Annotated in this window: 21 protein-coding genes; 10 read left to right on the top strand and 11 right to left on the bottom strand. The window is 57.4% G+C overall.

Annotated features, from left to right (window positions below; genetic code table 11):
• Window positions 1–466: 466 nt before the first annotated feature.
• Both AC07UK_RS15325 and AC07UK_RS15320 read right to left on the bottom strand, forming a co-directional pair.
• Entirely contained in the window at window positions 467–967 is a 501-nt protein-coding gene (locus AC07UK_RS15325) for an ImmA/IrrE family metallo-endopeptidase (protein WP_494693883.1), read from the bottom strand.
• Window positions 968–1,022: 55 nt separating this feature from the next.
• Window positions 1,023–1,397 (bottom strand): helix-turn-helix domain-containing protein, encoded by a 375-nt coding sequence (locus tag AC07UK_RS15320; RefSeq protein ID WP_494687283.1) that lies wholly within the window; start codon window positions 1,395–1,397, stop codon window positions 1,023–1,025.
• Between the two features lie 184 nt (window positions 1,398–1,581).
• Here AC07UK_RS15320 and AC07UK_RS15315 point away from each other — a divergent pair, with 184 nt between their 5' ends.
• Genes AC07UK_RS15315 through AC07UK_RS15295 form a run of 5 tightly spaced genes read left to right on the top strand, consistent with a single transcriptional unit; the run spans window position 1,582 to window position 5,594 of the window.
• Window positions 1,582–1,845 carry a hypothetical protein gene (locus AC07UK_RS15315; protein WP_494687284.1) on the top strand — a complete coding sequence of 88 codons (264 nt, stop codon included), beginning with the start codon at window positions 1,582–1,584 and terminating at the stop codon, window positions 1,843–1,845.
• A gap of 8 nt (window positions 1,846–1,853) precedes the next feature.
• Window positions 1,854–2,234, top strand: a complete 381-nt coding sequence (locus AC07UK_RS15310) for an E2/UBC family protein (RefSeq protein ID WP_494687285.1) — start codon at window positions 1,854–1,856, stop codon at window positions 2,232–2,234.
• A gap of 2 nt (window positions 2,235–2,236) precedes the next feature.
• Window positions 2,237–3,553, top strand: coding sequence for a HesA/MoeB/ThiF family protein (locus AC07UK_RS15305; RefSeq protein WP_494687286.1), 1,317 nt, complete (start codon window positions 2,237–2,239; stop codon window positions 3,551–3,553).
• A gap of 8 nt (window positions 3,554–3,561) precedes the next feature.
• Window positions 3,562–5,082 (top strand): phosphotransferase, encoded by a 1,521-nt coding sequence (locus tag AC07UK_RS15300; RefSeq protein ID WP_494687287.1) that lies wholly within the window; start codon window positions 3,562–3,564, stop codon window positions 5,080–5,082.
• Window positions 5,079–5,594: a ubiquitination-like system serine protease family protein gene (locus AC07UK_RS15295; protein WP_494687288.1), complete on the top strand. Its 516-nt coding sequence runs from the start codon at window positions 5,079–5,081 to the stop codon at window positions 5,592–5,594. Before AC07UK_RS15300 ends, AC07UK_RS15295 begins: the two co-directional genes overlap by 4 nt.
• Before the next feature lie 514 nt (window positions 5,595–6,108).
• Here the strand turns inward: AC07UK_RS15295 and kce are convergent.
• The 4 genes from kce to AC07UK_RS15275 are packed head-to-tail and all read right to left on the bottom strand — an operon-like array spanning window position 6,109 to window position 9,321.
• On the bottom strand, window positions 6,109–7,050 hold the full coding sequence (gene kce / locus AC07UK_RS15290) for a 3,5-dioxohexanoate:acetyl-CoA acetone transferase (protein ID WP_494687289.1): 942 nt from the start codon (window positions 7,048–7,050) through the stop codon (window positions 6,109–6,111).
• A gap of 24 nt (window positions 7,051–7,074) precedes the next feature.
• Window positions 7,075–7,512, bottom strand: coding sequence for a lipocalin-like domain-containing protein (locus AC07UK_RS15285; RefSeq protein ID WP_494687290.1), 438 nt, complete (start codon window positions 7,510–7,512; stop codon window positions 7,075–7,077).
• A gap of 26 nt (window positions 7,513–7,538) precedes the next feature.
• The gene (locus AC07UK_RS15280; RefSeq protein WP_494687291.1) at window positions 7,539–8,306 is read right to left on the bottom strand and encodes a cyclase family protein; all 768 of its coding nucleotides are present in this window, start codon (window positions 8,304–8,306) and stop codon (window positions 7,539–7,541) included.
• Window positions 8,307–8,346: 40 nt separating this feature from the next.
• Window positions 8,347–9,321, bottom strand: a complete 975-nt coding sequence (locus AC07UK_RS15275) for a Bug family tripartite tricarboxylate transporter substrate binding protein (protein ID WP_494687292.1) — start codon at window positions 9,319–9,321, stop codon at window positions 8,347–8,349.
• Window positions 9,322–9,465: 144 nt separating this feature from the next.
• Here AC07UK_RS15275 and AC07UK_RS15270 point away from each other — a divergent pair, with 144 nt between their 5' ends.
• Together AC07UK_RS15270 and AC07UK_RS15265 are read left to right on the top strand one after the other, a co-directional pair.
• The gene (locus AC07UK_RS15270; protein ID WP_494687293.1) at window positions 9,466–10,200 is read left to right on the top strand and encodes a TetR/AcrR family transcriptional regulator; all 735 of its coding nucleotides are present in this window, start codon (window positions 9,466–9,468) and stop codon (window positions 10,198–10,200) included.
• Between the two features lie 384 nt (window positions 10,201–10,584).
• Window positions 10,585–11,748, top strand: coding sequence for an RNA-guided endonuclease InsQ/TnpB family protein (locus AC07UK_RS15265; RefSeq protein WP_494693879.1), 1,164 nt, complete (start codon window positions 10,585–10,587; stop codon window positions 11,746–11,748).
• 135 nt (window positions 11,749–11,883) lie between these two features.
• Here the strand turns inward: AC07UK_RS15265 and AC07UK_RS15260 are convergent, their stop codons facing one another.
• A complete protein-coding gene (locus AC07UK_RS15260; RefSeq protein WP_494688338.1) occupies window positions 11,884–12,072 on the bottom strand; it encodes an H-NS family nucleoid-associated regulatory protein in 189 nt (62 codons plus the stop codon).
• A gap of 214 nt (window positions 12,073–12,286) precedes the next feature.
• Window positions 12,287–12,961, bottom strand: a complete 675-nt coding sequence (locus tag AC07UK_RS15255) for a hypothetical protein (RefSeq protein WP_494688337.1) — start codon at window positions 12,959–12,961, stop codon at window positions 12,287–12,289.
• Window positions 12,962–13,287: 326 nt separating this feature from the next.
• On the opposite strand from AC07UK_RS15255, the gene AC07UK_RS15250 reads away from it, so the two are divergent.
• The 3 genes from AC07UK_RS15250 to AC07UK_RS15240 all read left to right on the top strand — a co-directional run bounded on the left by AC07UK_RS15250 (window position 13,288) and on the right by AC07UK_RS15240 (window position 18,942).
• The gene (locus AC07UK_RS15250) at window positions 13,288–14,307 is read left to right on the top strand and encodes a hypothetical protein (RefSeq protein ID WP_494688336.1); all 1,020 of its coding nucleotides are present in this window, start codon (window positions 13,288–13,290) and stop codon (window positions 14,305–14,307) included.
• 1,038 nt (window positions 14,308–15,345) lie between these two features.
• Window positions 15,346–16,464, top strand: coding sequence for an RNA-guided endonuclease InsQ/TnpB family protein (locus AC07UK_RS15245; RefSeq protein ID WP_494693878.1), 1,119 nt, complete (start codon window positions 15,346–15,348; stop codon window positions 16,462–16,464).
• 924 nt (window positions 16,465–17,388) lie between these two features.
• Window positions 17,389–18,942, top strand: coding sequence for a methyl-accepting chemotaxis protein (locus AC07UK_RS15240; protein ID WP_494687412.1), 1,554 nt, complete (start codon window positions 17,389–17,391; stop codon window positions 18,940–18,942).
• A gap of 343 nt (window positions 18,943–19,285) precedes the next feature.
• Here the strand turns inward: AC07UK_RS15240 and AC07UK_RS15235 are convergent, their stop codons facing one another.
• From AC07UK_RS15235 to AC07UK_RS15225, 3 genes are all read right to left on the bottom strand, one after another.
• On the bottom strand, window positions 19,286–20,383 hold the full coding sequence (locus tag AC07UK_RS15235) for a porin (protein ID WP_494687346.1): 1,098 nt from the start codon (window positions 20,381–20,383) through the stop codon (window positions 19,286–19,288).
• Window positions 20,380–20,571 carry a hypothetical protein gene (locus AC07UK_RS15230; protein ID WP_494687347.1) on the bottom strand — a complete coding sequence of 64 codons (192 nt, stop codon included), beginning with the start codon at window positions 20,569–20,571 and terminating at the stop codon, window positions 20,380–20,382. Before AC07UK_RS15230 ends, AC07UK_RS15235 begins: the two co-directional genes overlap by 4 nt.
• A gap of 118 nt (window positions 20,572–20,689) precedes the next feature.
• The gene (locus AC07UK_RS15225) at window positions 20,690–21,274 is read right to left on the bottom strand and encodes a cupin domain-containing protein (protein ID WP_494687348.1); all 585 of its coding nucleotides are present in this window, start codon (window positions 21,272–21,274) and stop codon (window positions 20,690–20,692) included.
• Between the last annotated feature and the right edge of the window lie 34 nt (window positions 21,275–21,308).

Here is a 21,308-nt window from a genome sequence, read left to right as displayed (position 1 = left end):
GCCTCGTCCCCTTTTCACGCCCCCTTCTTTTGTGCGGCGCGGCATATGCGGGGCGCGGCCGCCCCCTGTGTAAGCTCTTGATCTGGGCGATAGAAACGCCTAACGTGACAGTTTGGTGCGAGTATTCTCCCAGTGCACCTCGCACCAATGTCCCGCTGTGGAACTCCATCCACGGGAAAGCAGTCGTAGTTCCTCTTCTGATCCACGACAAAGAAGGCCGACATGCTTAGTCCACATGAAATCGCCGCACTACTGCTACTTGGCGACGCTCAGGAAATCGACGACATCGAACCTGAGCATTTGTACAGCTTACTAGCCCACAAACTGGTTACGCTGGAGCATGGCCATGACACCAACAACGCCTACCCCCGACTGACGAGGCAAGGGCATTCCATTCTCGAAGCTGTACGCAGAATTCGGTAACGGTCGAACTGTGGACGCAGGCTCTGTCGAGGACTTCACTAGCTCAATACATATTAGCTAGTTGCATTAACTCAAGCTGCTGCAATCGTATTGACATTGCCTGGTCACTGACTCCGAATGTTCTGGCCAAATAGGCAACGTCAGTCTCTTCAAACAGGTCCAGCCTGTCACACTCTCGCCGCAATAGAGTTTCTGGCATTAACAGAGCCGAGGCGAATCTGTTTGCCTCTCTTTCTTCTTGCGCTGTCGTCGATGAGTTTGGGGAGTTGTATGCCTCATCCGTAGACGCCCCAACGCGTTGATAGACGCGCAGTGTAGTGTCAATAAAGAGTCTATCCCCACTTGTGTCATGCAACACTAGATGTCCCAGCTCATGTGCAAGCGAAAACCTCTGGCGGTTTGAATGGTGGTCCGCGTTAATGAGCGCAATGCGTTGCGCCCCCTTAACGATAAGGACGCCAGACACGTTGTCCTCGAGTGCATCAAAGTGCACCTCCACACCGAGCGAATCGGCTACTCGACCTAAGTCCACAGGCACGTGCATGGCAGAAGCGTCGTCGAGAACCTTTGCTGCCTGACGTTCGATGAAATCAGTTCTCTCAGTTCTTCGGTGCATGCTCATCTTCCCTATTGATCAATTGCTCGATCTTCTGCTTGAGAGCTATCGGCACGCTTTGCGTGCGACCACCAAAGGTCAAGGCCTGTAACTCCGCCGCGGGTTCAGCGGCACGGATGTCCGCCACAGCTGGCAGAACTTCCAGGATAGACACCTGCAGGACTTCGCAGATGCGATAGAGAACGTGCAGAGGCACTTTCTGGTTGCCATTCTCAATATTAGTTATCGACGTGCGCTCGAGCCCAACCTCTCGCGCCAACTCGGATTGAGTCAGTCGACGCCTAGTCGGGAGGTTGCTCTCCCGGTTCTTTTTGAGGCGTTCGCCAAGTGCCTGGTACAGGCGCCTCTCGTCGATCATTCTCCACATTCCCAGCATTTCCAAGTGCCTGAAGTCTATGTCCCCGTGTTGACGAAGTCAACATTATTGACATTCAGCACGTGACACCACGTTTGCAACACTGACATGTTTGAGATATTGACCAATGGTTCAGCGAAGAGTAGGATTTGCCTCAATCCGGTAATGGTGCCGGCGGGAGAATGTCATGAACGAGCATCAGCCCAACCACCCCAGGACTTACTTTTTCTTTGCTGGCGAGGAGAAGTACGAGACCGAGCTCGAACAGGTCACAGGAGCGTACGTCAAGTCGCGCATCGCCAACCTCCCGCCGGGCGCAACGCTGCAGCTCGATGGCGAAGGCAACGAAATTGACCAGGTTTTTGGCGACAACGACGCAGTGTCCTTGGTTCTCGGTCACGGCCACGGTCCCCGCCGCTTCACTGTGGTCCCTCCCGCCACGTTCGGTTGAGGTGACGCATGGGCCCTTTCGACATCCACCTCGCGCGGCTTCGCCAGCGCTGGCCTGGAGCACAAGTCCAGCCCATCGCGAATGTTGGCACGCTTGTTTCACTGCCCGGGATGCTGCTGCCTTCGGGATGGAACAAGCCGAACACCGATATCCATTTCTTCGCGCCAACTGGCTATCCATATGCCAAGCCCGACTGCTTCTGGGCTGATGAGGACTTACGCTTGGCGACTGGCGCGCTGCCTCAAAACGCAAACACCGGCAACCCGATGACCGGGCTTGGCAAGAACGCGTTGTGGTTCTCATGGCATACCGAGCACTGGAATGCGAGCCGCGACGACCTGCTCACGTGGGTCGCCTCGATCAAGGATCGACTTTCCAGGTTGGTGTAATCATGCTGAAGCTGCCTCTACCTGACGTCCAGCGGTTGCAGACTTGCGCCCGTGACGGAGAAGTGGAGTCCTGTGCGGTAGGCCTTGCTTACCCGGCCGGCGCACAGCAGTCCGGGCAGCAGTACGTCGTCCGCGAACTGGCTGAGGTGCCCGACAGCGCGTACGCGAAGCGCACGGCAACGTCTGCAGTGCTGCGACCAGAGTACTGCATAGAAATCAGTAACCGCGCGAGGCAGGCTGGTGCGGGCGTGGTCCTGGCCCACACCCACCCGGGCCAAGGCGCCCTCCAAGGCTTCTCTGCCGTTGACGATGCTGGCGAAGAAGCTCTTGCCCCCTATTTCCGTTCCCGAATCCCGGGCTTGAAGCATTTCGCAGCCGTCTTCACTAGTCATAGCGTTCACGCTCGAGAACTGGGTACGCACCAGATTGCTGATGTGGCTGCGATCGGACGCACGGCTCTCTATCCCTCTTATCGCGGGACCGTCCGGGAGGACTTCTACGACCGCCAAGTACGGGCTTTCGGCACCACCGGACAGCAGGTACTAAGCCAACTCTGCGTTGCGGTAGTCGGACTTGGAGGTACCGGGTCCGTTGTAGCGCAGCAACTTGCGCACCTCGGCGTCGGACGCTTCGTTCTGATTGACCCCGACAAAGTTGAAGCGACCAACCTGAATCGTCTCGTTGGAGCGGTGTTGGAGGATGTGGGCAACACGAAGGTGTCGGTTGCCGCGCGCCACATTAAGGCGATCAACTCGCCAGCGCAGTGTGAAGAAATCGTCGGTGACATCACCTACCCCGACGTTGCTGCGCACCTGCCCAATGTGGACTTCATCTTTGGCTGCACAGATTCGATGGCCAGCCGAGCAGTGATGAACCAGTTGGCCTATCAATACCTGGTGCCGTGCATCGACGTCGGTGTCGGCATCTATGTCAACGCGGGGAAAGTCCAATACATAACGGGCCGCGCTCAGATGTTGAGTCCCGGGCTCGCCTGCATGGTCTGCACCGACAAGCTGGACGCCGAGCAAATACGGCGGGAACTCATGACAGAAGACGAGCGGCGCAAAGACCAGTACATCCAAGGTGAAAAGATACCTCAGCCGGCCGTCGTGTCACTGAACTCAACAATGTCTTCTGCCGCAGTGACGATGTTTCTAGCAGCGGTAACGGGCATCCCGTCTGACGCACGTTTGCTCCATTACGATGGCATCAGGGGGGCAATGCGGCCTGCTGGGATGGAGCCTCGCCCTCACTGCATTGTTTGCTCCTCTGAAGGAGCACTGGCTCGCGGCTCGTCCTGGACGTTGCCCACACGATAGGGAACAGCATGCTACCGCGCCCGAAAATCCTGTGGTTCGGAGGACGTCCCAAAGACGACGACCATCGTGAGGCAAAAAATAGGCTGCTTCAGATCGATTACGTCGAGCAAGGGTTCGTGCCCGATTTCCGTTTCGCACGTGCAGCCGTCTTTTGGGCGGCTCGACCTGATTTCGCACATGGCCTGGCTGAACTGAAGTCGCATCTTGAGGCAACAATCGACGCCGGCTTGCTGCCCTACATCGTGGTGGATACGCCCACGCAAATCAACGCGGTCGAGCGTATCCTCAATGACAAGCTTCCGAAACTGCCGGCTGGTATCCCAGAAAGCCGGTATCGACTGCGCACCACGCCATTGCAACATCATGAGGCACCCAACGAAGCCTTTCTGCATTCACCGGGTCCATCAGGCAATGCCTCTCTCGTCATTCATCTGCCGCCGGGTATCACTCTAAGCCACAACCAGGAACTGCTGTTGCGGCGCGCCTTTCACGACTGCAAGTCCGTCGAGATGGAGCTCATCACAGGTGGGCTGTCTGGCGCGATGACTTTTTTGGTCTCAGCGACGCTCAGCGATTCGAACGCGGGTGCGAGGCCAATGCCCTTCTTCGCAAAAATCCATAAGTCGGACCGTTTGCAAGAAGAACTCAAGCGTTACAAGCAGTTTGCCGAGTACCACATTGCTTTCCATCTGCGCCCGAACTTCGTAGCAGACCGGTGCCTCTTTGGTGTAGCTAACGGGATCCTTGTTGGCAACTTCGTTCAGGAATCAAGGTCATTGCTCGATGCTGCACAAAATGGACAAGGTCCTCGATATATCCAGACATTGTTCACAGACACGCTGGCGGTATTGCGTAGTGAGATGCCGCTTGCCGATGGAGCAGCAGTGACTTCGGTTGTTGAAGCACTGGAGCCCTTCTGCCAATACTGGCGAATCCCGGCAGAACGTATCAAGTCCGCAAGGCTTTTGGGTGGAGAGGTACATGACTCCGACACTTTGTGGCACAAGCTGGTTAACCTGCCACCTCGTCCCTGGCGCCGCTGCGCCATCCATGGCGACATGCACGGGGACAACGTGCGGGTGCGCAAGGATGATGCCATCGTCATCGACTTTGCCCATGCCGCTCAAGCTCCAGCAAGCGCTGATTTGGCAAGTCTGGAAGTCTGGCTTTCGTTCAGACGCCATGCTGCCGACAGCCCAGCGGAAGGCGTTTGGCGCACGGAAATGGAGGAGTTGTACCATCCTAACCGCTTGCTAACAGACGCCTCAGCGTCTGAACCTGCAGGCGCCACAGGATGGTTGCGGGATTCAGTCAGGGAGATTAGACGAATAGCGAGTGCCTCTACTCATTCGGCGGATGAGTATGCGCGCGTGCTGGCGGTCTATCTTCTCCGCCACGCATCGTTCCCTGCCGATGAAGGAAATGAGGCCGACGATGAAGCTCGCCGCACCTATGCCTATTGGCTAGCCAATAGGCTAATTATGGCGCTTTGCGAGACCACACCAGAGCTAATTGAGGAAGCCGCATGAAACAGCGTGCCAAGAGGATTGTGTTTAAGGGTCAAGTGGAGCGGCGCCATGAGGCCAACGCGATGCTTTCTGAGCCCGGGGCAACAGTGCTGGTACACCGTGGTGTTGCCCGTTCACTCGCAATGGCCTGCCCGGATGGTTGTGGTGAACAACTGACAATTAACCTCGATGGCCGCGCCGGCCCCGCATGGCGCATCTATGCTTCAGAGCACGGGTTGTCGGTCTTTCCGTCAGTCTGGCGGGACACTGGCTGCAAGAGCCACTTTATCGTCTGGCGCTCCAAGATTTACTGGTGCGACTGGGATGAACTTGACACGCCCTCCGAAGAGATAGTTCAGCAGGTGCTCGCCGCAATGCCGTACGAGTTCACGCCCTATACGGAATTGGCAGATAGCCTTGGACTAGTACCATGGGCTGTACTGACCGCTGGACGCAAACTTGCGCAATTACGATTGGCCGAGCGTGGCCATGGTGACCAGCAGGGCTCCTTCCGTCGCCGTCGACCTGCATGATGTGGTACCAACACCTGAACCGTCACTTTAAAGATGCGCCATTCTGAACATTCAGAATGGCGCAAGGGGAACGGGTTCCTTGCTGGAGGGCGAAGCCAGAGGGGGCTTCGGCCAACGGTGCTGACGCCTAGCCGCAGAAACTCGCCCCAGGGACCTTTTCGGTAAGCATCCGACTGGACGGTTACCCTTGTCGCGATCTACGGTCTTTCCTTACAGGTAACCGCAGGACTTCATGGCGCTCTCGCACCGGAACACGGACATCCGTGCCGGCACGTGGCAAACGCTCAGACAACTTCTGTCCGCGACGATCCAGCCCCCGCCGCGCGGCGTACTTCACTGCCCGATCGTCGACGTGTAGGCCAGGCCGGATTGATCAGAATCAGTTCGACTCCGGCCCGATGGCATTTGGCTGCGAGCTGTTAGTGAGGGGATCGTCCCCACCGATAAACCCACAGCTCGGTCCACACCATCTGAGCAACTTCGGAAATTACGGCGATGGATTATCCAATCATTGTTATCTGAAGTTCACGCTTGGAGCGCCCTTGAGGGACAGCATCTCCCGCGCTTCGTCGGGCGTCGCGATCTCATGACCAAGGCTCTCCAGCAGTTGGCGGACCTTTCGCACCTGCTGCGCGTTCGATTCGGCTAACTCTCCGCGGGAGATTAACAGCGAGTCCTCGAGCCCTACACGGACGTGACCGCCCATCGTCGCCGCCGCAGTGGCTAGGCTCATCTGGCTGGCCCCAGCGCCGAGCACAGACCACTGGTACTGGTCTCCGAAGAGCTTGTCGGCGGTGCGCTTCATAAAGATGAGATTCTCAATATCGGCGCCGATCCCGCCGAGAATGCCGAGCACAAACTGGATGAAGATCGGCGCCTTGAACATCCCCGAGTCGATGCAGAACTTGAGGTTGTATAGATGCCCGACATCGTAGCATTCATGTTCGAATTTGATGCGGTGATTCAGCCCAAGCTTTTGGGCCACCATGCCGATGTCGCGGAACGTGTTGCTGAAGATGTAGTTATCTGACTCAAGAAGGTAGCGCTCTTCCCAATCGAATTTCCATTCTTTATAGCGCCGCGCCAGAGGATGCATGGAGAAGTTCATGCTGCCCATATTCAGCGAGCACATCTCAGGCGAGAAGCGTTCCGCAGGGGCAATACGTTCTGCCACGGTGTTACGCAGGCTGCCGCCAGTGGATAGATTGACCACTGCATTTGTTGCAGCCTTGATTGTCGGCAAAAACCCGAGGAAATGCTCTGGGTCGATCGAGACGGCGCCATTCTGCGGGTTACGAGCGTGGAGATGCAACACCGCCGCACCGGCTTCGGCCGCGTCGATCGCTTGACGCGCAATGTCCTCGGCGCGGTATGGCAAAGCGTCTGACATGGTGGGTGTGTGGATTGCACCGGTGACGGCACAGGTAATGATGATCTTGCGGGAAGGCTTTGACATGATAGGGCCCGTGGACAAGGAAGTTCAGTGCTCGACCGGCTGGCGCTGCCAGACCAGTTTAATGACGGTTTCGACGCCATCCTGCATTTGCGGCGGTGTCGTCAATACGACCGTGTCCTGCTCGAAGGTGACGGACCGGCGCAGGACCGTACCGACCCAGTTTGGATAAGTTGAAATGTCCACGGAATGCAAGATCCAACCTGCCTCCAAGCTGAACTGCCCTGCGTACGCTATAGAGGATTTATAGGCTTCCGCACGCTGGTGTTCCGGCGCCGCCTGCCTGTCGCCGTCTAAACGCTCTCGACCTTCATGCGCAATGAGGGCCATCATGCGGCCGTCGCTGCTATAGTGAATGACGCCAGACGGCATTCCACCGTAGACGTCATGCATCCGTTCACCGCGAGGGCCGACGGCATAAGCCTCGCGCAGGAACCAACTTCCGATCAGTGCATCCACGCTCATAAGGACTCCAGGGGTTACGATTTCATTCATGACAGCACCGCCACGGCTCGGACCCAACCGGCGGAAGCGGCTTGAATCTTCACGGGAAAGCAAATCACGTGAAAACCTGAGGGCGGCAAGAGATGCAGGTTGCTCACTTTCTCCATCTGGAAGTAGCCGATCTCCCGACCTGCCTTGTGCCCCTCCCAGATCAAAGACGCATCCTTGGTTTCACGGTAGCGCCTAGCGGTGAAGCTAAACGGCGCGTCCCAGGACCAAGCGTCGGTTCCTACAACTCGCACGCCCCGCTCAGTCAGATATAGCGTCGCCTCACGCCCCATGCCACAGCCGCTGTCGAGATAGTCGTCTTTTCCGTACTGAGCCGCAGCGGCTGTGTTGACAAGGACGATGTCAAGGGGCTGTAGCCTATGGCCTATGCGCGCGAGTTCTTTGGCAACTTCGTCGGCTTGCACCACATGGCCATCCGGTAAATGCCGAAAATCAAGCTTGACGCCAGGTCGGTAACACCAGTCCAGAGGCACTTCGTCGATCGTCGCGGCACGCTCCCCGTGATTCATCGTCGAAGCGTAGTGCCAAGGGGCGTCCATGTGAGTGCCGTTGTGCGTCGACAGATCGACGCGTTCGACGGCCCAGGATTCACCGTCAGGGAGATCCTCTGGACGAAGCCCGGCAAATGGCTTTGCCAAGGCGTCGAAGGTCTCGTGGTGGTTTTGGTACCGAATCTTCGGGCCGTTTCCGGGCCGGTCAACTGGCAAACCATTCTCGATGGCGACAGACAGGTCGATGAGCCGCATTCAGTTCAGTTGAGTAGTGGGATTGAAAGTCAAGAGACCGCTAATGCTTAGTCAAACCGATGGCACTTACCATCTCCAGCAACGTAGCGTTTTCCTTGGCGAAGAACTGGTTTGCCGACGTGGCTGACCCTCCGGCGGGCTCACTACCGTTGTCGTGTAGTCTCTGAATGACCTCGGGCTGCTTAAGGATGGCGTTGACCTCGTTGTTCAAGCGGGTCACGACTTCAACAGGTGTGCCCTTGGGTGCAACCAACATGAACCACAAAGAGAAGTCGATGCCGCGTAGCCCCTGTGCCTCGAAGGTGGGCACGTCTGGCAACGCTTCCGCCCTCTTGCGCGTGGAAACTGCAAGTGCTTTGAGCTTCCCGGACTGGATGAAAGGCCGTACCGTGCCGACGTTGTCGCAGAAGGCCTGCACGTTTCCACCAAGGAGATCGGTAATAGCATTTGCCGCACCCTTGTAGGCAATGTGGTTCACCGTGATGCCGGCCGAGCGAGCAAAAATGGCTGAGCAGATATGCTGTGCTGAACCGTCTCCGGCATTAGCGACCGTGAGCTGGCCGGGCCTGTTCCGTGCGTACTCCACCAGTTCCTTGAGCCCTTCACCGGGCTTTTTCGAAGCGGTCACGAGCACCATTGCGGCTGACGAGACCTTCACGATCGGCACGAAGTCCTTAGTAGGTTGGTAGGGTGCCTTCTGGAACAGGTTTGGACTGACAGCTAGCGGCCCAACTCCTGCCAGAAGGAGGGTGTAACCATCGGCGGGCGCCTTTGCTACAGCATCTGAACCGATGATTCCGCCCGCACCGCCCTTGTTATCGACAATGACGGGTTGACCAAGTCGTGCAGCGAGCTTTTCAGCCAGGAGACGCGCGATGCTGTCCGTACCACCGCCCGGCGCATATGGCACCACTAGACGAACCGGCTTCTGGGGGTACTGCGCCGCCACCGGCGAACTGATCCAGGCAAGAGCCAGAAAGGCGCTCACGACTAGAGGGAATGCCGGCTTCAGCATCTTGGTCTCCTGTTCGGACGCGTGCTACGCATCACTTAGTTATTCGAATGACTAAATTATAGGTTACACCTCCCGACTGTCAAGGGCCTCGATTTACAATTGCGGACATGGCGGGTCAGTCCAGTCCCGCACCAAATTGATGCCATGGGAAAACGCATTGATCCGGAACAGGCGGTGGTTGCCGCCGAACCAGCACAGAATCGACGACGCAAAAGTGACGCCCGGGATAACATCCTGCGGGCAGCCGAGAGCCTGTTCGCAGAATGCGGCTTCAAGGGCTGTTCCTTGCGCAATGTTGCTGACAGCGCCGGGGTAAACCAAGGGATGATTCACTACTTTTTCCGCAGCAAGGAGGCCTTGTTCCAAGAGGCGTACCTACGCGGAGGCACCCCAATGGTGGAAGAGCGCCTTCGGTTGCTCGACGAGGAGGAGACTGCGGCGAAGGGAAAACCGGTCCAATTGGATCGTCTGATCGAGATCTTTTTGGGGCCAGCGTTCAGGCTTGCGATGAGCGGGGCGAGCGGACAAGCTTTCCTGCGCATGCAGGCGCACCTCCAGCTCGATGGCACGGAGTTCGGCAAGGAACTGCGGCGGCTCCTCTACGATGAATCGTCACGTCGTTTCGTGGATGCGTTAGAGCGCAGTCTTCCAGGGCTTTCGCGCGAGGACGTCGCTTGGCGCTTTGTCTTCATGCTTGGCGCTTATCAATACGCTCTCGCGGATACCGGTCGCATCGAAGCCATTTCCGAAGGCCGCTGCTCCGGCCATGACTTCGCCGAATCGCTGCGCCAGGTTGTGCCCTTTCTTGCGGCTGCGATGCGCGCGCCAACATCGGCCGTCGGCAAACTTGCATCGCAGCACCTCGCCGAACCGCAATGAACGCACAGTTTGCCCTGAACACTACAGGCATGTTCAGATTGTTCGATACAGCTAAAGTGGACTGACGCCTGGATTGTGTGCCGCAAGCAATCCAGACAACGTACTCATGGCTGCGCTACGCGGGCGACGAGCTTGATGCCAACTCAATTAGTGGTGAGCAGCCTGTCGTTGCAACGATGAATGGAGAACCCGCTGGAGTACGGTGGAAATCGCCGCTTGCAGGACGAACGCCGCGATGAGGACGTCCTCATAGGTGGAGAAAGGACCGGCCATGAAATTCTTTCTGACCCAATAAGATAGCCGCGCAAGCCCCGTCTCTTCAGGGCGGGGTAAGCGGCTTAGAGGCTGTTATGGGGAAGGCTAAAACCGAGTCTTAGACTCGGTATGTTAGCCACCTCTCATACTCCGACCGTCACCCGTGTCCTGCGCTTACGCATCAAGGACAAACACGCCGCCTGGCTTCGTGCACAGGCGCGGGAGGTGAACTTCGTGTGGAATTTCGCCAATGAGCTTTCGGCCCGCGTGTTCGAGCGTGAGCGGCGCTTTATCGGGGCCTACGAGTTGCAGAAGTACACCGACGGCGCGACCAAGGCTGGCTTGTCCCTGCATAGCCACACGGTGCAGGAAATCGGGCAGGAATATTGCCGCCGCCGAAAGCAGTTCAAGAAGGTCAAGCTGCGTTGGCGCGCCAGCGGCGGCGCCCGCCGCAGCCTGGGCTGGGTTCCGTTCAAAACCGGAGCGCTGAAATATGGGCACGGCCAGGTGCGCTTCAACGGCCGCTGGTTGTCCCTGTGGGACAGTTACGGTTTGTCGCGATACGACTTGCGGGCCGGCAACTTCAGTGAGGACGCGCGCGGGCGCTGGTATCTGAACGTGAGCGTCAAGGTGCCAGTCGTGGCGCGTTCGGAAGGCCGTGCGTCGGTCGGCATCGACTTGGGACTGAAGGACTTCGCGGCGACAAGCGATGGGCAAGTGATCGAAGCCCAGCGGTTCTACCGTCGATATGAAGCGGCGCTCGGCCGGGCTCAGCGGGCACGCAAGACGAAGCGCGTCGCCGCGCTGCATACCAAGGTCAAAAACTGCAGAAAAGACTTTCTGCACAAGCAATCCACGGCACTCGTACGGCAGTACGGTGCCATCTTCATCGGCAACGTGAACGCCTCCGCGCTCGCCCAGACCAACATGGCCAAGTCTGTGTTGGATGCGGGCTGGAGCGCGTTCCGCACCATGCTCCAGTACAAATGCGATAGCGCGGGGGTGTGGTTCGAGGAAGTCGATGAATGCTATTCCACGCAAACCTGTTCCTGCTGCCAGGCACGAACAGGTCCCACGGGGCAGAAGGCTCTCGGTGTCCGAGAGTGGACCTGTCCCGTGTGTCAAACCTCACACGAGCGCGACGTCAACGCAGCGAAGAACATTCTGCGTATGGGACTCCTTAGTATGGAACAGGCATTTGCCGCGGCGGCCGGTAAAGCCGCTGTGAATGAGGCTTCGTCAGAAGCCGGGGGCGGGCGTGCCCCTCTTGCAGAAGGAATCTCCGTCCTTTAGGGCGGAGAGGACGTCAATATCCAGGTCCATCGCATATACGCGAGCTCGTGAAGACCGGAATCCCGACCGTCGCTGATCGACAACTTCCACGCTCTATGGACGAGCCTGTCCTTGTCCGTGCCGCGCCTGCAACGGCTACTCGACCCGAAAATGCTCGGCGCTCTGACCGGCATTAACAGCGCGCTGCAACCAGTCCGGCCTTTCCCCCTGACCGTCCCAGGTACGGCCATCCGCGCTTCGGTAGCGCACGACCTTGCGAGCGGCACCACCATCGAAGCAGCCCGCCCGGACAAGCTCCTCATACGAAATCCCATTGCGGACCATCTGCATTCGCACCCAGAGAATCGCGGCAGCTTTGTCCGCAGAATGTGTGCTGACTGCCCGAAGATCCTGAGTCGGCTCAAACGGATCAGGTCTTCTGGATCTAGGGGCACTGCGAACCTCGTTGCGAACAGATTGTGTTGATTTCATGAGTCAGAATCGTACCGCATTTTTCGCCGCCCTGAAGAGAGGGAACCTGCGCGACGATCCTATCCGATCAGTGCAGCGTGTGTGCATCCCTTGGTGTATCGGACTGGACCTCTCTACGCGCACAGAAAGTAGAGCCTTTTGAACCGTTCGTAACGCGTGTAACTTCGTAGCCAAGACGTTTAAAGGCCTGGTCCACCTTCCGTGTGTGCAACACACACGAACTCTTATACATCACTGGTGGCGCATTCGGATGGTCCAAATTATCGACTAACCCCAACTCGAACATCTCTATCGCCTGTAATGCAAACGCGTCGCCGATCTTTTGGTTGCACAATTTCTGTAGCTGCCTGACATGCGCCGCTAGTTTACCGCGCAGCGGAATTCGGAACGTATGAGTCTCCTCCCTGGTCAGCGCAACCGGAACTGAGCCGTGGCGATACCAGGTATCAATCGCTTGCCAGACTGTGGGTTCCGACGGGTCGGCCAGCCAATGCATCCGTGCATCCTCAATATAGAGAACGAAGCTCAGCATCGGCATCTTCGGACCGTTGACTACGAGGACATCAAACGCCGCGCGACGAGCGTGTACGTATCGGCTCGGGTCAAATTCAACCAAATGCTCGAGAACCATGCCCGTGAGTCGGGAGCCCACGCCGCCGTAAGAACTCGCTGGGGCCATGAGACCCAGTTGAAGGGAGGACGCGGCTTGCATCCGCTCACCAAATTTCGCATCTGTGTTCACTTCAATTAACTCCTATATCTACAATCTCAATGCGGAACAGAGCAAGGTTAATTTGCAGTCAATAACAAATCAACGTATAAATTGAAATCATCACAAAATATCCAAATATTTAAACAGAAACGCCTAAAATCGATATCACCTTACCGTTCCGCATAAATAGTTGGATATTTCTCCTTGGTTGTTGAATTCAAATTACAGTCGATCTATATTATTTGAGCGGCAGCACACTGCCGCCATTAGATTTAACGACTATCAACGGTATAAAAACTACGGAACCAACTTGCCGAAAGGGTTCCGCCTACTCGAAGAATTAATAGGAGAATTTCATGTACAAGAGCACGCCCAATCGTTCCTCGTTAAAAGAGGCCAACTCCCACTCCGTGCTGAATACCGATAGGGATTTCCGCACTCGCTTCATCAGCGACTTTGTTTCCTACATGCGCGATTGCGCATTTACCGTTGATGACGCCTACTCATATTCTAATATTGTCTACGCCCTTGCCATCTCGTATCGACCGCTTCTTGATTTTTGGCGCAAACTTGATACAGATATCGTAGTGACGGCGCTGAGCGTCTACGCCCCGCTGCAGTCTTTTAATACGCATAGTGCCTACCGCGAGCACGCAGAAACGATGCAGGATATCGGCGACTATTTGTTCATGAACCAGCACGATGAACTGAACGCAGAGTTGCTCGCACAGCTTCCCAAATCCAATCGCCCCGATGAGGCAGGTTCGGCGTCAGACTGGATTTGCGAGGAACACGAAAGGCGAGGTGACATCAAGAACTTCGAGTACGCTCAGGCCGATGGTTACAAATGCGGTCGTGCGGCACTCGCGCACCTTGCACGTCTTGAAGCCGCAGCAAACGGGAAGGCGGTCCTGTCCATCGACGCGAAGTGTGCCCAGGATGTCCGAAAACAGGCCATTATGCCGCGCACCAGTCCGGTCGGAGCAACCCCTGATGTTGACCATGATGACCGATCGGAAATCGAACTGTATAGCTTATCAAGCGACGGTGTTCTTACCAAGATTAGTCCTGAAACTATCGATTTCGTGGAACACCATGGAACTGAAATGGTGGTACCCAAAGACATGACAACCCTTTTCTTTTCCGAGATGAACGAAATCTTTGATTCCATCGCAAAAGACCTCAGCGCCGAACTAGGGACGCCCGTCACCAAAGAACACGTCGCTTGGGCGTACAGTACAGTGCTCCGTCAAGGGCACGCGGAAGATGAGCCCAGTTTCTCTGAAATGGTGAATCAGGCTGTGCGGGATGCAATCGCCATGAACCTTGATATCAAAGCGCTCCTATGGGAAAAAGACGAACGGGACGAGCAGTAGCCACCCAGCATGCCGGTCCCTCACTTTGTGCCCTGCTCTATCTCACTGCTGGCCTTGTCGTTCTAGACTGAAAGGTGGACGACAACTTCAGTGGTACGTGCGATGACTCCGACTAAGATCTTCAAGAATGTGGTCGAACTCTTCCATCGGTCCACAACTGCAAGCAATGCAGCCGGGCAACTAACGCTAGTAGAACTCTCTGAGCTCGCGGTAAGAGATGGCGCGGAGTTCGAACGCCTGCTCACTGCAGCCGGTGTGCCCTCCATGCCGGCAGTCCACCACAGGCCAGGTGCTCGACGGAAGTGGAGCCAACTCCGTGGCTTTGATAGGGCCACATTCAACCATGAAGCTTATCTAGCGTCCCTCCGAGACGGGCTGTGATGGAGCGATAACTCCCCGCCTCCCTGGCCGGTTGCCTCTACGAATGTGCACTAACCATCATTGGCCGTTAATTCTGAGATTTTCGCATTTCAACGGCCAATCCTTAAGAATCAATGAGTTACTCTCTCACCTCCGTCGTCCCTGCTGGCAAAGCTCGACATCGGTATTAGGCTCATCCCTACAACGAATTCAGAATAATCTAATTTTCTTTCTCCACATAATCGTGGATAATTATACCCTCTTCATTTCTTCTGCTACTGCCTCCAGGGTAGCTTCGACCACGCTGCTCAGGGGTGAGGGCGTGGTTATTTTTTTGGCAAGCGCAACGGCCCTTCATGCCAAGGTCAGGATCTCTGTCCTTTAGCTGGATTGATATTGAGACAGTCAGCGGGTTGTTGGACTCGCACATGTCGCCCACCTTCATTGTCCTCAGCCGCTGCAGGTCCAAACGAATTTTGGTAAGAAAAAGCAATCGCCGCATTGCACAATTCACGCCTAATCGCAGACGCTATTGACCCATTAGAACCGCCGCGCAAGCCCCGTCTCTTCAGGGCGGGGTAAGCGGCTTAGAGGCTGTTATGGGGAAGGCTAAAACCGAGTCCTAGACTCGGTATGTCAGCCACTTCTCATACTCCGACCGTCACTCGCGTCCTGCACTTGCGCATCAAGGACAAACATGCCGCCTGGCTTCGTGCTCAGGCGCGGGAGGTGAATTTCGTATGGAATTTCGCAAATGAGCTTTCGGCCCGCGTGTTCGAGCGTGAGCGGCGCTTTATCGGGGCCTACGAGTTGCAGAAGTACACCGACGGAGCGACCAAGGCTGGCTTGTCCCTGCATAGCCACACGGTGCAGGAGATCGGGCAGGAGTATTGTCGCCGCCGAAAGCAGTTCAAGAAGGTCAAACTGCGTTGGCGCGCCAGCGGCGGCGCTCGCCGCAGCCTGGGCTGGGTTCCGTTCAAAACCGGAGCGCTGAAGTACGGCCACGGCCAGGTGCGATTCAACGGCCGGTGGTTGTCCCTGTGGGACAGCTACGGGTTGTCAGGCTACGACTTGCGGGCCGGCAACTTCAGTGAGGATGCGCGCGGCCACTGGTATCTGAACGTGACCGTCAAAGCGCCTGTCGCCGCGCGATCGGAAGGTCGCGCGTCGGTCGGTATCGACTTGGGACTGAAGGACTTCGCCGCGACAAGCGATGGGCAAGTGATCGAAGCTCTGCGGTTCTACCGTCGATATGAAGCGGCGCTCGGCCGGGCTCAGCGGGCACGCAAGACGAAGCGCGTCGCCGCGCTGCATACCAAGGTCAAAAACTGCAGAAAAGACTTTCTGCACAAGCAATCCACGGCACTCGTACGGCAGTACGGTGCCATCTTCATCGGCAACGTGAACGCCTCCGCGCTCGCCCAGACCAACATGGCCAAGTCTGTGTTGGATGCGGGCTGGAGCGCGTTCCGCACCATGCTCCAGTACAAATGCGATAGCGCGGGGGTGTGGTTCGAGGAAGTCGATGAATGCTATTCCACGCAAACCTGTTCCTGCTGCGAGGCACGAACAGGTCCCACGGGGCAGCCGGCTCTCGGTGTTCGAGAGTGGACCTGTACGGTGTGCCAGGCGTCACACCAGCGCGATGTCAACGCAGCGAAGAACATTCTGCGCATGGGGCTCCTTAGCCTGGAACAGGCGTTTTCCACAGCGGCCGGTAAAGCTGATGTGAATGAGGCTTCGTCAGAAGCCGGGGGCGGGCGTGCCCCTCTTGCAGAAGGAATCTCCGTCCTTTAGGGCGGAGAGGACGTCAATCTTATCAGTCGGCCTTTTCTTGCGATCGAAAGCTATGCACTTTCAGATGCTGATGCAGACGTCGAATACGCCTACAGGCAATACCTGGTTGATCAGATGCCCCGCCCAACGTAGCGCAGATAGCACCAGATGCTCGTGATAGCATTCCACACCGGCATGATGGGGGAAAGATGGAGAGTTCCAGACGGGTCGGCTATCATGATTTCAAGGCCTACACGCAGCGGCTTGCAAACGGGAAGTACCAAGGCTTCGTACTCGTACAACACCACACTCTCACTGGGACGATCCAAACCGTCTTCCGTGCCGGGAAATCGGCAGGCGCAGAGTCGGAAGCCTTTGCCAATGCCGAATCGAAAGCGGCTCAACTAGTCGGTATCGCCTATCCTCCGAGTTGAAATCAACCGAGACGACGGCTGTACTGGACAGTTTCACGTATCCCCAAGCTCCCCCGACTACGCCGACACACTCGGCGGAGACATCAAGCACTTCTCTGAAGCCAAGGAACGTCGCGTAGATTCCCATGCAGACTTTGGTCCCGAACCCTGGCGGCCCAATTTGCACATAGCGACGCTCCGCTGAACCTGACGCCGCTATTCCCCACTGACATTCGAATCGTTCGTGAACTTCCACAGGCGCACTACATCGACGAAAAAGAAAATGGCCCTCCCAATTCTCCAAATTTTATAAGGATATGGCTAATTATATGTAGGAATTTTCTCAATTAAGTTATTTAGCAAAAGGACGTTATATCGCATCAGGAGTTCGATGCACCTCGGGTGGCGTCGCCCCATTTATGTCCACCGCGGCGAAGCGCGGGCACCGGTACCAACCGTGGCTACGCGAGGATTCCGAAGGTCCTTGATGAGGATTGCTGCCAAACGCGCAGAAGTAGGAGGAACGAACGCAATGCTAGATAACTTGAGCCTGAAAAGGAAACTGCTGTTGCCCGTGGTGCTGGGCTGGTTAAGCTTGCTCGGCATCACGCTGTGGAATGCCTGGCAGATACGTGAACTCCGCATGGAAGAGCGCCGTCTAGACCTGGTCCACGTCACCGACACCGCGGTTTCCGTTGCAGCCGAGTACGAGGCGCTAGCCAAGGCCGGAAAGCTGCCGGAGGAAGCGGCCAGGCACCAGGCAATCGAGCGCGTGCGCGCCATGCGCTTTGGCAACGACGGCTACTTCATGTTGATGGGCTCAGACACCGTGGTGGTGATGCACCCGTTCAAGGCCGAGATGAATGGCAAAGCCATGGGCGACTCGAAAGACCCCAACGGCGTCTACTTGTTCCGTGAAATCGCCGCGATCGGTAAAGGCGCCGGCAAGGGCTTTGTCGAATACCTGTGGCCCAAGCCCGGCGCCGAGGCGCCACAGCCCAAGCTGAGCTACGCGACCAACTTCCGGCCATGGGACTGGAACTTTATCGCCGGGGTTTACCTGGACGATATCGAGGCCGAGTTCCGCGCCGAACTGATAAAAGCATTCGGCATCCTGTTGGGCGTGGGCGGCCTGATGACAATTGTGATGGTGCGCATCTCCGTCAGCCTGCAGAAGCAGTTTGGCGGCGAGCCGGCCACAGCCGTGCATATCGCCGGAAGCATTGCCGAGGGCGACCTGACCAGCCACGTCAAGGTCCGCCCCGATGACCAGCATAGCGTGCTGTTTGCGATGCGGCGTATGCAGACGCGCCTAACCGACGCGATCGGCAGCATCCGCGGATCCGCCGATTCGATTGCGGGCGCGGCCAAGCAGATAGCAGCCGGTAACGCCGACCTCTCGCGCCGCAGCGAGGAGCAGGCGGCGTCGCTGCAGGAAACCGCGGCCAGCATGGAGCAGCTCACCAGCACCGTGCGCCAAAGCGCCGAAAACGCGCGCGAAGCCAGCCGGCTTGCGGAAGGCGCCTCAGACATCGCCGTTCGCGGCGGGGCTATCGTCGGTCAGGTCGTGGAGACGATGGGCGAGATTAAGAATGCATCGGGCAAGGTGGTCGACATCATCGCAATGATCGAAGGCATGGCCTTCCAAACTAACATCCTGGCGCTGAACGCTGCGGTGGAGGCCGCCCGTGCAGGAGAACAAGGGCGCGGCTTCGCGGTGGTGGCCGGGGAGGTGCGCACGCTGGCGCTGCGCTGCGCCACTGCCGCCAAGGAGATTAAGGCGTTAATTAGCAACTCCGCGCAGCGTGTCGAGGACGGCGCGGTGCTAGTGGAAAGCGCGGGCAAGGCGATGGACGAGATCGTCGACGCAGTCAAACGTGTGACCGGCCTGATGGGCGAGATGCGCGCGGCCACTGAAGAGCAGACTGGCGGCATCGAGCAGGTCAATCAAGCGGTATCGCAAATGGACCAGATGGCGCAGCAGAACGCAGCGTTGGTGGAAGAGGCGGCGGCCGCGGCGGCGTCGCTGGAAGACCAGGCCGATGCGCTTCATCATGCCGTCGGCCAGTTCCGGCTAGGGGCCTGAAGGCCACTGCGGGCAACCGATTAGTGGACCCCTCGTTTGCGAAGACACCTGCGCGCAGGCTCTCGTTCCGGTAAAAGCTTCTGCCTCGTTACTAGGTGCTGGCGATGGTGGGTCCTCTCGTTGGAAGAAAAAGTGCGGCACCCCAGCCGGGTATATCAGGCGCCGCGAAAGCGGTCATAGCCGGGGCTTGGCCCGCTGCCCCAAACTTTGGCGTCTCCGATGGTTCGCGACTGGCCCGCCAACAGAGGACTTGTTCTTTTTTTATGTGAACTCCGAAGGCGGGCACTGGTCGCTAGAGCTCCTTGGAGCCCTACGCAGGCTCTGAAGCCTTGAAGGAGAGTAGTTAAAAGATGTGCTTGACACCGATCATGGCGCCAAATTGGTTGCCACCAGGCTGCGGACTGCTACTGCCAGAAGTGCCGCCGCTGCTAACTGACATGGCGAGCTGGCCATGGTTGTCGATGTAGCCAGTTGTTGCGTAGGCGGACGTACGTTTCGAGAAGGCATACGTGCCGCGTAGCGCGCCAAGCCATGCCTTATTGGCACTGTTGTTGAAATGCAGGTAGTAGATCTGGCCAGCGAGATTGAACGCCGGCGTGATGTCGTGCGAAACACCGCCGTAGTACAACTGGCTATGTGCCGTTGCACTGCCCTCATTGTTGCGGATGGACGCGCCGACTCCGATCTTCGCCCTAGAAAGCAGCAAATATCCTCCCAGGGACCAGCGGTCGTCCTTGAGACCGCTGCCGACAAGCCCACCGGCGGCACCAGTCCCACCACGGAGTGAGTCATAGGCGGTGGAAACGCCCCACCAGTTGGTGTCGTACTGAAGCAAGACTGACCATTCGCGGCACGCCTTCTTGTCAGCCGGATTTTCGCCGGCGCAGTTTGTACCTGCGGGATTCTGGCCTGCATTGACAGTATCTCGACCCAAACTGTACGTGCCTCCGACAGTGAAGCCTCCAAAGGTACCCTTGTAGGCAATGGCATTGTCCGCGCGTGCATTCGGCCGATAGCTATCCAGCGCGTTCGCTCCATATATGTTCGGTCCCAAGATATCGGAGTCCAAGGTTGACCAGAAGAGCATCGTGTACTGGCGACCAAAGCTGATTTGTCCCCAGTTATTGCTCAGCCCGACGAATGCCTGGCGACCAAACAAGCGCCCGCCCTGGTTTGACGTGCCAGAGTCTGGCGCGAACCCCGACTCGAGCACGAATACACTCTTCAATCCTCCACCGAGTTCTTCAGTGCCCCGCATTCCCCAGCGCGATGGAACTGTGCCGGTCAGATTTGGCATGCGAACTACGCTATCCTTGCCCGCGCCAATGTTGTTGACATACTCGACACCCGAATCGACCACGCCATAGACCGTGACCGATTGCGCGGCGGCCGTCAAAGTCACGGCGGAAAACAGACTGACCAACCAACGTCCCCTTCTCATTTTGTTTTTCTCCCTAATTTTCTCGTTATTTCCTGCGATTCATGCGGTCCGTCGCCATGCTTCCCAGGCGCAAGCTCTTCCAACGCGCGAATGCCTGGCCTCGATTCCTTCGGGTAGGCGCAACAAGGCCAAAAATCATCAGTAATCGCGCGCGGCAAGGCTTTTCCCTTGAGCACAACTTCGATCATGATTGTGGCGACCGGAGGACCTAAAGGAGCCAGGAGGGTCGGACGGCGTTGCCGATCAGACGCATCCGGGCCGGGTAGATTTTTAGCGTGATGGTCCGGCTGATGGCCCGTGGCGCGGCTAGCTGAATTTCGCTGCCAATTCGGGTTCGAAAGCCCCGTCAATCAGAACGAACAGCATCCGACATGGCTTGCCGGAACGATTCGCCCACGCGTGGTTGGTGCCCCGCTCGACCAGAAAATCGCCCTGTTTCATCAGAACTTCCTCCTGATCGAGCACCAGCGTGATCTCGCCTTCCAGAACCAATGCATAATCGACCGATTCGGTGCGGTGCATAAACGGGTGTTTCACTTGTTCGCTGTAGGTCGATGCGGTGGCCGTGCCCAGCGCGTCCCAAGCAACCTTGGCATCCGCCCCGGAAATGCGATCGAGCCATTCACCTTCGGGGCCGAATTCGATGATCCTAACGACGGTGCCGTTCTTGCTCGGCTCCAGCCTGAGCGGCCGTGAGGTCGGGTCGGGGCCGTTGTCCACCGGCGCGGGAGATTCGTCGGTCATCCACAGGTCTGTCAGGCAATAGCCCACGCGTTTTGGATTGGTATGCACTGACGGGGCCGGGCCGTCCGAGGTAATGAGCGAACGTCCGTGGGCGTCGTGTCCGGTGACGATCCTGCGAACGTAGCCTTGAGGGCGGGTTGTATCCATACATACTCCGGTGAAAATTGGCAGTTCACGCATT

Source organism: Cupriavidus sp. GW821-FHT07C08, assembly GCF_059419025.1.
This window is presented reverse-complemented; position numbering and strand designations above follow the sequence as displayed.

Coding starts and splice junctions, on each gene's coding strand:
- AC07UK_RS15325 (WP_494693883.1), bottom strand. CDS start 967: ATGCACGTGCCTGTGGACTTAGGTCGAGTAGCCGATTCGCTCGGTGTG.
- AC07UK_RS15320 (WP_494687283.1), bottom strand. CDS start 1,397: ATGATCGACGAGAGGCGCCTGTACCAGGCACTTGGCGAACGCCTCAAA.
- AC07UK_RS15315 (WP_494687284.1), top strand. CDS start 1,582: ATGAACGAGCATCAGCCCAACCACCCCAGGACTTACTTTTTCTTTGCT.
- AC07UK_RS15310 (WP_494687285.1), top strand. CDS start 1,854: ATGGGCCCTTTCGACATCCACCTCGCGCGGCTTCGCCAGCGCTGGCCT.
- AC07UK_RS15305 (WP_494687286.1), top strand. CDS start 2,237: ATGCTGAAGCTGCCTCTACCTGACGTCCAGCGGTTGCAGACTTGCGCC.
- AC07UK_RS15300 (WP_494687287.1), top strand. CDS start 3,562: ATGCTACCGCGCCCGAAAATCCTGTGGTTCGGAGGACGTCCCAAAGAC.
- AC07UK_RS15295 (WP_494687288.1), top strand. CDS start 5,079: ATGAAACAGCGTGCCAAGAGGATTGTGTTTAAGGGTCAAGTGGAGCGG.
- kce (WP_494687289.1), bottom strand. CDS start 7,050: ATGTCAAAGCCTTCCCGCAAGATCATCATTACCTGTGCCGTCACCGGT.
- AC07UK_RS15285 (WP_494687290.1), bottom strand. CDS start 7,512: ATGAGCGTGGATGCACTGATCGGAAGTTGGTTCCTGCGCGAGGCTTAT.
- AC07UK_RS15280 (WP_494687291.1), bottom strand. CDS start 8,306: ATGCGGCTCATCGACCTGTCTGTCGCCATCGAGAATGGTTTGCCAGTT.
- AC07UK_RS15275 (WP_494687292.1), bottom strand. CDS start 9,321: ATGCTGAAGCCGGCATTCCCTCTAGTCGTGAGCGCCTTTCTGGCTCTT.
- AC07UK_RS15270 (WP_494687293.1), top strand. CDS start 9,466: ATGGGAAAACGCATTGATCCGGAACAGGCGGTGGTTGCCGCCGAACCA.
- AC07UK_RS15265 (WP_494693879.1), top strand. CDS start 10,585: ATGTTAGCCACCTCTCATACTCCGACCGTCACCCGTGTCCTGCGCTTA.
- AC07UK_RS15260 (WP_494688338.1), bottom strand. CDS start 12,072: ATGGTCCGCAATGGGATTTCGTATGAGGAGCTTGTCCGGGCGGGCTGC.
- AC07UK_RS15250 (WP_494688336.1), top strand. CDS start 13,288: ATGTACAAGAGCACGCCCAATCGTTCCTCGTTAAAAGAGGCCAACTCC.
- AC07UK_RS15240 (WP_494687412.1), top strand. CDS start 17,389: ATGCTAGATAACTTGAGCCTGAAAAGGAAACTGCTGTTGCCCGTGGTG.
- AC07UK_RS15235 (WP_494687346.1), bottom strand. CDS start 20,383: ATGAGAAGGGGACGTTGGTTGGTCAGTCTGTTTTCCGCCGTGACTTTG.
- AC07UK_RS15230 (WP_494687347.1), bottom strand. CDS start 20,571: ATGATCGAAGTTGTGCTCAAGGGAAAAGCCTTGCCGCGCGCGATTACT.
- AC07UK_RS15225 (WP_494687348.1), bottom strand. CDS start 21,274: ATGGATACAACCCGCCCTCAAGGCTACGTTCGCAGGATCGTCACCGGA.